We start from the raw sequence: 14,149 nt of genomic DNA, 5'->3' as shown, positions 1-14,149 counted from the left end.
AAAATGCGTAAAATTTGATAGAATAGTAAGGCAATAAAAGAAGAGAAGGAGACAAAGATGCAGATTCGCATTCAAAATACCATTCGATTTGGAGAAGAAATGGAAATCGTTGATCAGTACTATCAAGGTGAATGGAAGGAAAAAGCAGGTTTTCAATATCTCTTGTATACCAATGAAGAAGATGAAAAGGTTGCTTTGAAATTTTCCAACGATGAATTGGTCATGACACGATTCTCAAGTCCTAAATCCATCATGCGTTTCTACAAAAATGAAGATGGTGGGGCAATCATCCCAACTCCGATGGGCATTCAGCAGTTTTTGATTACAACAGACCTCTTTCAATTAGAAGCAGGTCATTTGCAAGTCTCTTATCGCTTGTTAACTCTCGATGGAGAACAGGAATTTGCCAATTATCAATTACTAGTGGAATGGGAAGAATAGACCTCATTAAATTATTAGAGATCCCGCTTGCTTTATTCTATAAAAATGGTATAATAAAACCACTCAAGGGAGTAGCTGGCGGTTTTCCGCGATAGTGTCGTCATTACGAATTATTTCCGGCACTATATTAAACAGCGAGACTTGTTTTTTTAAAAAACAGGTCTCTTTTTTTGTAAAAAGAGGCCAAAAAGGAGGAGACTGTTTTGTCAAAAGAACAAAATAAAGATTTGTTTTACACGCAATCTTCTGAGGAAGTCCTAAAGAACTTGGACTCATCTGTCGAAGGTTTGTCAACCGCCCAGGCTCAAGAACGCCTAGCGACTTATGGTCGAAATGAGTTGGAAGAGGGCGAAAAACGTAGCCTACTAGCTAAATTCCTTGATCAATTTAAGGATTTGATGATTATCATCTTGCTTGTGGCAGCAGCACTTTCTGTGCTTACAGAAGGGATGGACGGTTTAACGGATGCCATGATCATCTTGGCCGTAGTTGTCTTGAATGCTGCCTTTGGGGTATACCAAGAAGGGCAAGCAGAAGCAGCCATTGAAGCGTTGAAAAATATGTCTAGCCCGATGGCCCGGGTTCGTCGGGATGGCCACGTTATTGAGATTGATTCAAAAGAATTAGTTCCTGGGGACATCGTCTTGCTAGAAGCGGGAGATGTCGTGCCTGCTGATATGCGCTTGTTTGAAGCAGCTTCCCTTAAAATCGAAGAAGCAGCTCTTACAGGGGAATCTGTCCCAGTTGAAAAAGATGTGACAGGACTTGTCGAAGCTGATGCAGGTATTGGTGACCGTGTCAATATGGGTTACCAAAACTCAAACGTAACATACGGTCGTGGTATTGGTGTCGTGACTAACACTGGTATGTATACAGAAGTTGGGAAGATTGCGGATATGTTGGCCAATGCGGATGAAACAGAAACACCGTTGAAGCAAAGTTTGGAACAACTCTCTAAAGCCTTGACTTACTTAATTGTTGTGATTGCGGTCATTACTTTCTTAGTTGGTGTCTTCGTTCGTGGAGAGCATCCATTGGAAGGCTTGATGGTTGCGGTAGCCCTTGCGGTTGCGGCGATTCCAGAAGGACTTCCTGCCATTGTAACCATCGTTCTTTCTTTGGGAACAACAACCCTTGCCAAACGCAATTCGATTGTTCGTAAATTGCCAGCCGTTGAAACACTTGGTTCAACAGAAATCATCGCATCTGATAAAACAGGTACTTTGACCATGAACCAAATGACGGTTGAAAAAGTCTATACCAACGGTCAATTACAAAGTGCAGCAACTGAGATAGCTGCTAGCAACAATACCCTTCGTATCATGAACTTTGCCAATGATACCAAGGTGGACCCATCTGGCAAGTTGATTGGGGACCCAACAGAAACTGCCTTGGTGCAGTTTGGCTTAGATCACAACTTTGATGTTCGTGAAGTCTTGAAGGATGAGCCACGTGTAGCTGAATTGCCATTTGACTCAGACCGTAAGCTTATGTCTACCATCCATAAAGAAGAAAACGGTTCTTACTTTATCGCTGTGAAGGGTGCGCCTGACCAATTGCTCAAACGTGTGACGCGTATTGAAGTCAATGGGGAAGTTCGTCCTATCACGGATGAAGATAAGAAAGCTATCCTTGCTACCAACAAAGACTTGGCTAAACAAGCCCTTCGTGTCTTGATGATGGCTTATAAGACAAGCAAGGAAATTCCAACTTTGGAGTCTGAAATTGTTGAGTCTGACCTGATCTTCTCTGGTTTGGTCGGTATGATTGACCCTGAGCGTCCAGAAGCTGCAGAAGCTGTCCGTGTCGCTAAGGAAGCGGGTATCCGTCCGATCATGATCACTGGTGACCACCAAGATACAGCAGAAGCTATTGCCAAACGTCTGGGAATCATCGATCCAAATGATACCGAAGACCATGTCTTCACAGGGGCTGAGTTGAATGAACTCTCTGACGAAGAATTCCAAAAAGTCTTCAAGCAATATTCTGTCTATGCGCGTGTATCACCTGAACACAAGGTTCGGATCGTGAAAGCTTGGCAAAATGAAGGAAAAGTTGTTGCCATGACAGGGGATGGGGTCAACGATGCACCATCACTTAAGACAGCTGATATCGGTATCGGTATGGGGATTACAGGTACAGAAGTTTCTAAGGGAGCTTCAGATATGGTCCTTGCCGATGATAACTTTGCAACCATTATCGTAGCGGTAGAAGAAGGACGTAAGGTCTTCTCAAATATCCAAAAATCTATCCAATACCTCTTGTCTGCCAATATGGCTGAGGTCTTCACCATCTTCTTTGCAACCCTCTTTGGATGGGATGTTCTTCAACCAGTACATCTTCTCTGGATTAACCTGGTTACCGATACTCTTCCAGCCATCGCTCTTGGTGTGGAACCAGCTGAGCCAGGTGTCATGACCCACAAACCTCGTGGACGTAAATCGAACTTCTTTGACGGTGGGGTCTTCGGAGCTATTCTTTATCAAGGTATCTTCCAAACCATGCTGGTTCTTGGTGTTTATGGCTGGGCCTTACTCTCTCCAGAACATGCGACTCGTGCCGAAATCCATGCAGACGCTTTGACCATGGCATTTGCAACTCTTGGTTTGATCCAATTGCTCCATGCCTTTAACGTTAAATCGGTTTACCAATCGATCTTTAAAGTGGGACTCTTCAAGAACAAGACCTTTAACTGGTCGATTCCAGTTGCCTTTGTTCTCTTGATGGCGACCATCATTGTCCCTGGATTTAACAAACTCTTCCATGTCTCTCATTTGAGTTTGACACAATGGTTAGCAGTTATGATTGGTTCGCTCTTGATTGTTGTTCTCGTTGAGATTGTTAAAGCTGTTCAACGTGCACTTGGAAAAGATAAAAACGCCATTTAAACATAAAAAAGTCATCTTTGGATGGCTTTTTTTGTGGGCAAAATAGACTGGGCATATTTCTTGAGGTAGGTGTGGATTTTTGATAAACTAGTCAACAGTTTGAAGAAAGGAAACTTAGTTATGAAAAAGTTTTTTGCTGAAGTAATCGGCACATTTATGCTTGTCTTTATCGGGACTGGCGCAGTCGTTTTTGGAAATGGAACAGAAGGTCTGGGACATTTAGGAATTGCCTTGGCATTCGGTTTATCCATTGTTGCAGCAGCTTACTCAATTGGGACTGTTTCAGGTGCCCACTTGAACCCGGCTGTTTCGATTGCCATGTTTGTGAACAAACGCTTGTCTTCAAAGGACTTGGTTAATTATATTGCAGCTCAAGTAGTGGGGGCGGTTCTCGCATCTGCAACAGTTCTCTTCCTCTTGTCAAATTCAGGTATGTCAACAGCTAGTCTTGGTGAAAACGCCCTAGCGAAGGGTGTGACTCCATTTGGCGGATTCTTGTTTGAAGTAATTGCTTCCTTTATCTTTATTTTGGTCATCATGACAGTAACATCAGCTACCAAAGGTAATGGCAAGATCGCTGGTCTTGTGATCGGTTTGAGCTTGACTTTGATTATTCTTGTTGGTTTGAACATTACTGGACTTTCTGTTAACCCAGCTCGTAGCTTGGCACCTGCCCTCTTTGTTGGTGGTGCAGCCCTTCAACAAATTTGGATCTTTATCTTGGCTCCAATTGTCGGTGGTGTTCTGGCTGCAATCGTTGCAAAAAATCTCTTGGATACAGAAGTGTAAAAAAATTGGTCCCAGAGGGACCAATTTTTTTATAGTTCAAGGATCGTCATGGCTTGAGAAAATTCATGAGTGAGCTGTTTTTTCTTGTATGCTTTAAATTCGGGGAGGTCTTTGATTCTGCGATAGCGTTTGTAGGGATCGTATCGTTTTGAAAAATCATATTCAGGAAAAGCTTCGAAAAATTGTTTGCAGAGCTCCCATTCTCGGACATAGCCTAAAGGTCTAGCATGATAGGTGATGTTGTCAATGGTTGTTGCTGGCATTCGATGGTGGCTATGACCAAAAATCACCTCTTTGACAGGATATTGTCTAAACAGTTCATGAAAGGCTTGGCTCCCTAGAAAAGCATTAAAGCGTTCAAAATAAGGGTGGCGCATAAGAAAATGACTATGAGGCACAAAGTGCATGGCGATGATCAGGGGTTGGTCTACTCGCATGAGCTCTTGTTCCAGCTCTTGCAACAGACGTTGGGTAATGGCTGGATCAGATCCCATTCGTTGGAGGCGTCTGTCAAACCAAAATAGATTTTTGGTTTAGAGATGTTTTTGGGGAGAGATGGTAGGAACAAAGCTGTAGTCATACCAGCCCGAAAAGGCAAGAAGCGTATGATTGGAGAAGGGAATCTTTTGAAATTCAAAAGGTCTCATGGCTTCTTCTGATAGGCCCAGCATATCATGATTTCCTAGGCTAAAGGTCACTGGAAGGTGACATTGAAGTTGGTCTAAAAATTCCTGTGAGGTCTTTTCAAAGCCGTTGGCAATATCTCCTGCAATATGGAGATGTTGAATTTTTTTGTCCTTGAAAAGAGTGATCAGGGTCTCTATTTCGTCTTTGCCGAAGTTGTTTGAATCAATATGTAAATCGGACATAAAAGCTACTGTTGTCATGCTACCAGTCTAGCATAAGAGGATCTTTTTTTCTAACAATTAGGTTACAAAGAAATAGAAAAATACTGAAAAAAAGCTGGCTTGGCAGTGGTCAACCAGCAGATCCAATATTGGAAGGTGGGCAAATAGTGAAGGTTATGATATAATAGACTAGATACATAGAAAGAGGTACTTATGGACATTTCAGAAATTCGTCAAAAAATTGACGCAAATCGTGAAAAATTAGCTTCTTTCAGGGGGTCTCTTTGACTTAGAGGCATTGGAAGAAGAAATTGCCATTTTAGAAAATAAAATGACAGAACCTGATTTTTGGGATGATAACATTGCTGCGCAAAAGACATCTCAAGAATTAAATGAACTCAAGCAGACCTATGAAAATTTCCATCAAATGGTGGATCTCTTTGATGAGTCAGAAATCTTACTGGACTTTTTGGCAGAAGATGATTCGGTCAAGGAAGAATTGATCGAGAAGTTGGAGGAGCTGGATAAACGTATGACCAGCTATGAGATGACCTTGCTATTGTCTGAACCCTATGACAATAATAATGCCATCTTAGAAATCCACCCAGGTTCAGGAGGGACAGAAGCTCAGGACTGGGGCGACATGCTTCTTCGGATGTATACTCGTTTTGGAAATGCCCACGGCTTTAAAGTTGAAGTCTTGGACTATCAGGCTGGAGATGAGGCTGGAATCAAGTCTGTGACCCTATCCTTTGAAGGGCCACATGCATACGGTCTTCTGAAATCTGAAATGGGGGTACACCGTTTGGTTCGAATCTCTCCATTTGACTCCGCTAAACGTCGTCATACCTCCTTTACATCTGTTGAGGTCATGCCCGAATTAGACGATACCATTGAAGTCGAAGTTCGTGATGATGATATCAAGATGGACACCTTCCGCTCTGGTGGAGCTGGTGGACAAAACGTCAACAAGGTCTCTACAGGGGTGCGCTTGACCCACATTCCGACAGGGATTGTAGTGGCGTCCACCGTGGATCGGACCCAATACGGGAACCGTGATCGTGCGATGAAGATGTTGCAAGCTAAACTCTACCAATTAGAGCAAGAGAAAAAAGCAGCAGAAGTGGATTCTCTAAAAGGGGATAAAAAAGAAATCACCTGGGGAAGTCAAATCCGCTCCTATGTTTTTACCCCTTACACCATGGTTAAGGATCACCGGACCAACTACGAAGTAGCGCAGGTGGACAAGGTGATGGATGGAGATATCGATGGCTTTATCGATGCCTACCTTAAATGGCGTCTCCAATAACCTTGAGGGAATCAACCAGAAAAGAATGAAAGGAATTTCATTACATGTCAATGATTGAAATGAAAGATGTTGTCAAAAAGTATGACAACGGGACGACGGCCCTTCGCGGGGTCTCTGTCCAAATTGAACCAGGAGAATTTGCCTACATCGTAGGACCTTCTGGTGCAGGGAAGTCGACCTTTATTCGACTTTTATACCGTGAAGTCAAACACGATAAAGGAAGTTTGAAAGTAGCTGATTTTGATTTGGATAAAATCAAAAAACGCGATATTCCTATGTTGCGACGCAATGTGGGAGTGGTCTTCCAAGATTATAAATTGCTTCCAAAGAAAACCGTTTATGAAAACATTGCCTACGCAATGCAAGTTATCGGTGAGCGCCGTCGCAATATTAAAAAGCGTGTGATGGAAGTTTTGGATCTTGTCGGATTGAAACACAAGGTCCGCTCATTCCCGAATGAATTGTCCGGTGGGGAGCAACAACGGATTGCGATTGCTCGTGCGATCGTCAACAATCCGAAAGTCTTGATTGCGGATGAGCCAACGGGGAACTTGGACCCAGATAATTCATGGGAAATCATGAATCTTTTGGAGCGGATTAATCTGCAAGGGACCACAGTATTGATGGCGACCCACAATAGCCAGATTGTAAATACTTTACGTCACCGTGTCATCGCGATTGAAAATGGTCGTGTAGTGCGTGATGAAGCGGAAGGAGAGTACGGATACGATGATTAGAAGATTTTTCCGACACTTAATCGAATCGCTTAAAAGCTTGAAACGAAATGGTTGGATGACGATTGCAGCGGTCAGCTCGGTTATGATTACCCTTAGCTTGGTTGCTATTTTCGCCTCAGTTATTGCCAATACCATCAAGCTTTCAGATGATATTCAAAACAGTGTGCGGGTTGTAGTATACATGCGCAAGGATATTCAAGATCAGAGCGAGCAGATTGAAAAAGACGGTCAAACCGTGACCAATGAAAACTACCATAAGGTCTACGATGCTCTGACAGCCATGAAGCATGTCGACAAGGTTGATTTTTCTAGCAAGGAAGAACAGTATGATAAACTGATCAAAACGGCTGGGAACAACTGGAAGATTTTTGATGGAGATGCCAATCCTCTCTATGATGCTTATTATGTAGAGACGACTGCTCCAAAATATGTGAAGCAAGTCTCAGCAGATGCTAAAAAAATTGAAGGAGTTTCTGAGGTTAAAGATGGTGGGGTCGATACCCAACGCTTGTTTGCTCTTGGAACCTTCATCCGAAACTGGGGCTTGATTGGTGTAGCTTTATTGATCTTCATCGCAGTCTTCTTGATTTCAAATACCATTCGGATTACCATCATTTCACGTAGTCGTGAGATTAAGATTATGCGACTGGTAGGAGCAAAAAATGGCTATATTCGTGCACCATTCCTTTTAGAAGGTGCTTGGATCGGTCTCTTGGGAGCCTTGGTTCCTTCAGCTTTGGTCTTCTATGTGTATAATGTTGTCTATACATCTATGAACAATAACTTGGCAGATCAAAACTTGTATCTCTATAGTCCTCATCTCTTGGTACCGATCATGGTCGGTGGCTTATTTGGATTAGGAATTTTGATCGGAGCGATCGGTTCGTCAATCTCCATGAGACGTTTTCTTAAGATATAATAAAAAAGCAAGTTCACACTTGCTTTTTTTGTATCCTTTTATTTGGACAGGAAGGAGGATACATGATTCTTTAAGATTGTCTAAAGAAGGGATTGAACATCTTCTCGTGACCAATAGAAGTCTCAGGGCCATGACCCGGATAGACAGTGTAGGAAGATGGAAGGGTAAAGAGTTCTTCTCTGATACTGCTAAGCAACTGTGTCGCGTTCCCTGTTGGAAGATCGGTCCGTCCAATGGTTTCGCGAAAAAGGGCGTCACCGGATAGAACCAGGTGATCCTCAGGAAAGACGATGGAGACTCCTCCTGCAGAGTGGCCTGGTGTCTCCAGAACATAAAAGTGGAAATCAGCTATCTGGTAATCGGAGCGAATGTCATAAAGGAAGTCGGCCTCCTTGCATACAACATCTTCTAAATCCGCATGACGATCCAAACCAGATAAATTATCGACAGGAGAAGACAACCAACTGGCTTCTGCTGAATGGACATAAACAGGTGGGAAATGATAGGTCTGACGAACCTTTTCAAGACTCATAATGTGATCGTAATGCGTATGGGTTAAAAGAATCGCTACGATTGGTTTTCCGATGCGATCTATTTGTTTTTGAATAGTCGCCCAGTCGCTACCTGGATCGACAAGAATGAGGGAGTGGTCATTTTCAAGGTAGTAGGTGTTTTCATAAGCTACAGGATTAACAGTGCGATAGATTTTCATAAGGACTCCTTTCTAGAATAGTGTATCAAATTGCGAGGAAAATAACAGGATTGAAGTCAGCATGAAAGGAGAAAAAAATCTGCAGAGCTTGCTCAAACGTGATATAATTTTAAGTATTATGACAAGACAGAAACGGAAATATGCCATTGTGGATCTGGAAGCGACCAGTGCTGGAAGCAATGCTAAGATCATTCAGGTTGGGATTGTCATCATTGAAGATGGGAGGATTAGGCAATCCTATGAGACAGATGTGAATCCCCATGAACGATTGGATGAGCATATCAAACAATTGACTGGCCTGACAGATGCTCGCTTGAAAAAAGCTCCAGAGTTTGCACAAGTGGCAAAAGAAATTTTTGAATTAATAGAAGATGCCGTCTTTGTGGCCCATAATGTCAAATTTGATGCGAATTTATTGGCAGAAGCCCTCTTTTGGGAAGGATTTGAGCTAACGACTCCTCGGATTGATACGGTTGAATTGTCTCAAATTTTCTATCCGACTTTAGAACGCTACAATTTAGGAGCGCTTGCAGCTGAACTGGAAATTGAGTTGCACCATGCTCACTCCGCTCTAGCGGATGCTATGGCAACAGCCCAGCTTCTGTTGAAATTGAGAGAGAAAATTGCGAGCTTACCAAGAGGATTGATCGAAAAACTTCTTTCGATGGCAGATTGTTTGATTTATGAATCACGACTCTTAATAGAAGATGCGCTTGAAGACAGTAGCCTTTTTTTACCAGCTCATTTAGTAGAAGTTCATGGTCTCTATCTGCGAAAGCCGCAACAGTTTTTAGAAAGTCGTCATTTGTCTGAACAGTTTGAACTCAATATGCAGCTGTTGGGAATGGAGGCTTATCCGGAGCAGAGAGAATTTGTTGCTTATATCGAGGATAGTTTGCAACAGCCACTTCCGAGTTTTATTGAAGCGCCAACGGGAATTGGAAAGACCTACGCTTATCTGTTAACGCTTTTGGCTAAAACCTCCAAGTGTATTCTTGTAAGTGTTCCAACTAAAATTCTTCAGGATCAAATTATGAAGAAAGAAGGAAAGACCATCCAGGATCTTTTCCAAATTCCCTTTCATAGCCTGAAAAGTCCCAAGGATTATATCCAACTCGATAAATTTTATGAGACCTTACAGAGTGAGTCAGATAATGGGATGATTCGACGCTTTAAAATGCAACTGTTGGTTTGGCTGACCATGACTGAAACAGGAGAGTTCAGTGAAATTGGTCAACTCTATCGTCATGTCCATTTTGTAGCAGACATTTGCCACGATGGTCAATTGTCGAAACGTTCACTATTTTATCAGGAAGATTTTTGGCGTCTTGGTCAGGAAAAAGTGAAAACCAGCCGGGTGATTTTGACCAATCATGCTTATCTGCTAACCCGTCTTGAAGATGATAAGAGTCTACTTCAAGAGTCTGTTCTGGTCGTGGATGAAGCGCAAAAACTCTTCTTTGCTTTAGAGCAATTTTCACAGAGAGAAGAAACCTTGCAATCTCTTCTTTTAAACTTGCAACACGCTATTGAAGAGGAAAAAGATCTTCTACAACGACGTTTGCTGGAGAGTATTCAATTTGAGTTAAATGCCTGCTCCAAAGAAGTCGTGCAAGGAAAAACGGCAGTCTTATCAGATCAAACAGTGGCAAAAATTCGGCAGGATGTATCGGAATTGAAAACCGAATCTCTAGAGAATCTAAAGGAATTGTTTGATGAGCGCTACCAAACCTTTTGGATAGAAAAAGAGGTGGCTGAAAGCCACCAGATTCTTCGTCTTCATGGAGGAGTTGAGGACTTGCTATCCTTTAAGGAGTTTGTTCCTGAAGAAGTGCCCGTGCTCTTTGTATCAGCAACGATCGCTATCAGTAAAAAGGTGCATTTACCTGCCCTTTTGGGATACCAAGAGCAGCAAATCTACCGGGTGCCAATAACAGTCAAACAACACCAGGAATTGTTAGTGCCGATAGATTTTCCAGATGTCGTTTCTTTATCTTCTGTGGAGTATGCAGGAGAAATTTGTCAGCTCATCGATGAACTTTTTCCTCTAAGAAAACCAATTTTTCTTTTGTTTACCTCAAAAGAATTGTTACTGGAGACGTCAAACGCCTTGAACTTTCCTCATTTGGCCCAGTATCGAAATGGCGATGCAGCTAATATTAAGCGACGATTTGACCGAGGAGAAAGCTCTATTTTATTGGGAACAGGAAGCTTTTGGGAGGGAGTCGATTTTTCCCAACAAAAAGAAGTGATTCAAATCATCACGCGCCTTCCTTTTGACAACCCTAAAGATTATATGGTTCAAAAGCTGAATACCCAACTCAGAGAACAGGGGAAAAATCCCTTTTATGACTATAGCCTTCCGGTCGCGATTTTAAGGCTCAAACAGGCTATTGGGAGAACCAGCCGTTTTCAAGACCAGGAATCGTTGGTCCTCTTATTGGATCAGCGGGTGGTGACCAAACGATATGGAAAACAAATTTTAGATGGCTTGCAGCAAGTGTTGCCCCTTCACACAACAGTGAGAGAGCGGCTTGTTGAGCAAGCAGCTGACTTTTTTGAAAGGAATTGAGAGAATGAAAAATAAAGGATTTGGACTTGCAATTGCATTTGTACTGGCTCTTTGTGCCATGTTATTGGGAACTTTCTTTCCCATCATTGGCTCCAGTGTCTTTGCTTTGATTTTAGGAATTGTCCTCAATGAATTAGTAGATTTGCCAGAGAATTCACGACCAGGACTGAACTGGTCTGGTAAGAAATTATTGCAGTATTCGATTATCTTCATGGGATTTAGCTTGCCGATTGCGACGGTTGCTTCTACAGGCTTGTCTTCTTTGAAGATTAGTCTGCCAACAATAACAGTTGCCTTTCTTGCAGCGATGATCTTTGGGAGAGTCTTCCATCTGAAATCTCACCTACGGACCTTAATTGGATTTGGAACGGCTATTTGTGGTGGATCTGCTATCGCAGCAGCTGCTCCGATCATTGAAGCAGACGAAGAGGAAATTGCCTTATCTATGTCAACTATCTTCTTCTTCAACATTTTGGCTGTCTTTATCTTTCCAGTATTAGGGCATGTATGGCATATGTCTAATTTTCAATTTGGCCTCTGGTCAGGAACAGCCATTAACGATACGTCATCAGTTGTAGCAGCAGCGTTTTCTTATAGTAAAGCGGCGGGTGAAATGGCGACCATTGTTAAGTTAACACGCGCCCTGATGATTGTACCAGTTTGTTTAGGCTTGATCGGTTTAAAATGGTATCGGAGCAAGCAACAAGGAAGAAACAAAGGAATGTTAAAGAAAATTATTCCTTGGTTCATCATCTGGTTTATTGTGGCTTCTATTCTTTCATCTATCGGCTTGGTACCTAAAGTGGTTCTTCCTTACCTTAAGGACCTTTCTCACCTCTTTATGGCCATGGCCTTGGTCGGAATCGGAAGCAAGGTTTCTTGGAAACAGTTCCGTGCAGCAGGAGCAGCCCCCCTTCTAGTAGGGTTGATTGCTTGGTTTTGTGTAGCAGGATCTAGCTTGATTCTACAAATGTTGTTCTATTAATTGATTTGATGATTCTCACAGAAAGGAACGTGAATGAAGAAACATCATTTTTGGACGATTCACCTGGATTATTCGATCATTGGGATTGTCTTCGCCCTTCTCATGCTTGGGATTTTATCTGTTTATGTAGCAGTTTCTCATGACTATCCCCAAATGGTGTGGCCTTTTTTAGGGCAGCAATTGGCCTGGATTGGTGTGGGATGCGTCATTTGCCTGATTGTGACCATTTTTAGCACGAAATTTCTTTGGAAAATCACTCCCTTTCTTTACCTGCTTGGCCTGGCCTTGATGGTTCTTCCCCTTGTTTTTTATAATCCCAACTTGGTAGCTTCAACAGGAGCTAAAAACTGGGTGGCTTATGGGAACATCACCTTATTTCAGCCCTCAGAATTTATGAAGATCCCCTTCATCCTGATGCTGTCACGCTCTATTGTCCGATTTTTGCAAAGAAATAAGGGGCGTGAACGATTATTACGACAAGATTGGTTTTTGATTCTAGAGTTGACCATCTATACGATTCCGGTATTTGCCTTATTGGCTCTCCAGCAGGACTTGGGAACGGCCTTAGTATTCTTGGCCATCTTTGCGGGCTTAGTGCTTGTTTCAGGAGTTTCCTGGAAAATTATCTTGCCGGTCATCTTGCTTCTGGCAGGTGGGCTAGCAGGCTTTCTCTTCCTCTTTCTTTCAGAAGGGGGACGGGCTTTTCTGCACCAACAATTAGGGATGCCAACCTACCAGATGAACCGTATTTTAGCCTGGTTAAATCCTTTTGACTATGCACAAACCACCACCTACCAGCAGGCGCAAGGACAGCTAGCCATTGCAAGTGGTGGCCTCTTTGGGCAAGGTTTTAATGTCTCCAATTTATTGGTTCCCGTACGGGAAAGTGATATGATTTTTACAGTAGTAGCAGAAGACTTTGGCTTTGTTGGAGCTCTGGTGCTGTTGATTTTATATGTGACCCTGATTTACCGCATTTTAAAAATTACCCTCCAGTCCAATAACCAATTTTATACCTATATTTCCATTGGATTTATTATGATGCTGGTCTTTCATATTTTTGAAAATGTCGGAGCGGTAACGGGCCTTCTCCCCTTGACGGGGATTCCTCTCCCCTTTATCTCACAAGGAGGTTCCTCTATTATTAGTAATCTGATTGGTATTGGCCTAGTACTCTCAATATATAATCATAGTAGTAAAAAGAAAGGACCAGAAGAAGAGGTTCCAATCCGTAAAAAAGTAGTCCTTAAAAAGGCGCAATAGTTAGAAAGAAGGAATGAAAATGAAAAAAGTAGCAACGATTTTAGCAAACGGTTTTGAAGAAATTGAAGCCTTGACCATTGTCGATGTTTTGAGACGTGCTGGGATTGACTGCGACCTCATTGGCATGGAAGAAACAGTCACAGGTTCTCACCAAATTACAGTGGAAGTAGATCGCCTTTGGAGTGGAGATCTTTCAGATTATGATGGAATCTTCTTACCAGGTGGGATGCCAGGAGCAGCGAATTTGAGGGACAATGCAGAATTGATCACAGCCCTTCAGGAAGAAAGTGGCAAAGGAAAAACCATCTCTGCAATTTGTGCTGCCCCCATTGTTTTGGCGCGTGCAGGTCTCTTAAAAGATAAACACTATACGTGTTACGATGGCTTTGAAGAAGAGATTCAAGATGGCCATTATCAGAAAGAAACAGTGGTGAAAGATGGTAATCTTCTCACCAGTCGTGGTCCTTCAACAGCCCTAGCCTTAGCCTATGCCTTGGTAGAGCAATTTGGAGGAGATGCCCAAAGTCTTCGTCAAGGAATGCTCTATCAAGATGTCTTTGGAGATGCTTAAAAAAGATCTTTTGGACACCATATTTTCTGGTGAAAGTTCACATTCTATGACGGAAAATGACTTCTCTATGATTTAAAATGAAATGACCGTAAAAAATGGCTAAAATCCCCCCTAA

11 protein-coding genes and 1 pseudogene are annotated in these 14,149 nt (G+C 42.4%); 10 read left to right on the top strand and 2 right to left on the bottom strand.

Features of this window, described 5'->3' with window-relative positions:
- Positions 1-57 precede the first annotated feature (57 nt).
- The 3 genes from O3629_RS00120 (at position 58) to O3629_RS00110 (ending at position 4,118) form a co-directional block, all read left to right on the top strand.
- Positions 58-441, top strand: a complete 384-nt coding sequence (locus O3629_RS00120) for a DUF1934 domain-containing protein (RefSeq protein ID WP_003008038.1) — start codon at positions 58-60, stop codon at positions 439-441.
- Between the two features lie 203 nt (positions 442-644).
- Positions 645-3,329 carry a cation-translocating P-type ATPase gene (locus O3629_RS00115; protein ID WP_371608530.1) on the top strand — a complete coding sequence of 895 codons (2,685 nt, stop codon included), beginning with the start codon at positions 645-647 and terminating at the stop codon, positions 3,327-3,329.
- Between the two features lie 120 nt (positions 3,330-3,449).
- The gene (locus O3629_RS00110) at positions 3,450-4,118 is read left to right on the top strand and encodes an MIP/aquaporin family protein (protein WP_223141720.1); all 669 of its coding nucleotides are present in this window, start codon (positions 3,450-3,452) and stop codon (positions 4,116-4,118) included.
- A gap of 29 nt (positions 4,119-4,147) precedes the next feature.
- Here the strand turns inward: O3629_RS00110 and O3629_RS00105 are convergent.
- Positions 4,148-5,005, bottom strand: a pseudogene (locus tag O3629_RS00105) (metallophosphoesterase).
- Between the two features lie 174 nt (positions 5,006-5,179).
- Here O3629_RS00105 and prfB point away from each other — a divergent pair.
- The 3 genes from prfB to ftsX all read left to right on the top strand — a co-directional run bounded on the left by prfB (position 5,180) and on the right by ftsX (position 7,931).
- A protein-coding gene (gene prfB / locus O3629_RS00100; protein ID WP_100209015.1) for a peptide chain release factor 2 occupies positions 5,180-6,275 on the top strand; the annotation gives its coding sequence in 2 pieces (ribosomal slippage) (positions 5,180-5,251 and positions 5,253-6,275; 1,095 coding nt in all).
- 44 nt (positions 6,276-6,319) lie between these two features.
- Complete coding sequence (ftsE, locus tag O3629_RS00095) at positions 6,320-7,012, top strand: cell division ATP-binding protein FtsE (RefSeq protein WP_003008021.1); 693 nt, start codon at positions 6,320-6,322, stop codon at positions 7,010-7,012.
- Complete coding sequence (ftsX, locus tag O3629_RS00090) at positions 7,005-7,931, top strand: permease-like cell division protein FtsX (protein ID WP_042759907.1); 927 nt, start codon at positions 7,005-7,007, stop codon at positions 7,929-7,931. Before ftsE ends, ftsX begins: the two co-directional genes overlap by 8 nt.
- Before the next feature lie 70 nt (positions 7,932-8,001).
- Here ftsX and O3629_RS00085 read toward each other — a convergent pair whose 3' ends face one another.
- Positions 8,002-8,643, bottom strand: coding sequence for an MBL fold metallo-hydrolase (locus tag O3629_RS00085; RefSeq protein ID WP_155199804.1), 642 nt, complete (start codon positions 8,641-8,643; stop codon positions 8,002-8,004).
- A 118-nt stretch (positions 8,644-8,761) separates the two neighbouring features.
- Between O3629_RS00085 and O3629_RS00080 the strand changes: the two genes are divergently transcribed.
- The 4 genes from O3629_RS00080 to O3629_RS00065 are packed head-to-tail and all read left to right on the top strand — an operon-like array spanning position 8,762 to position 14,034.
- Positions 8,762-11,215, top strand: a complete 2,454-nt coding sequence (locus O3629_RS00080) for a bifunctional DnaQ family exonuclease/ATP-dependent helicase (RefSeq protein ID WP_371608562.1) — start codon at positions 8,762-8,764, stop codon at positions 11,213-11,215.
- 4 nt (positions 11,216-11,219) lie between these two features.
- The gene (locus tag O3629_RS00075) at positions 11,220-12,200 is read left to right on the top strand and encodes a YeiH family protein (RefSeq protein ID WP_049507684.1); all 981 of its coding nucleotides are present in this window, start codon (positions 11,220-11,222) and stop codon (positions 12,198-12,200) included.
- A 33-nt stretch (positions 12,201-12,233) separates the two neighbouring features.
- On the top strand, positions 12,234-13,463 hold the full coding sequence (locus O3629_RS00070; RefSeq protein WP_371608529.1) for an FtsW/RodA/SpoVE family cell cycle protein: 1,230 nt from the start codon (positions 12,234-12,236) through the stop codon (positions 13,461-13,463).
- Positions 13,464-13,482: 19 nt separating this feature from the next.
- Positions 13,483-14,034: a DJ-1 family glyoxalase III gene (locus O3629_RS00065; RefSeq protein ID WP_320909904.1), complete on the top strand. Its 552-nt coding sequence runs from the start codon at positions 13,483-13,485 to the stop codon at positions 14,032-14,034.
- Positions 14,035-14,149 lie beyond the last annotated feature (115 nt).

Source organism: Streptococcus sp. 27098_8_12, from assembly GCF_041432115.1.
GTDB classification, from domain to species: Bacteria; Bacillota; Bacilli; order Lactobacillales; family Streptococcaceae; genus Streptococcus; species Streptococcus parasanguinis_V.
This window is presented reverse-complemented; position numbering and strand designations above follow the sequence as displayed.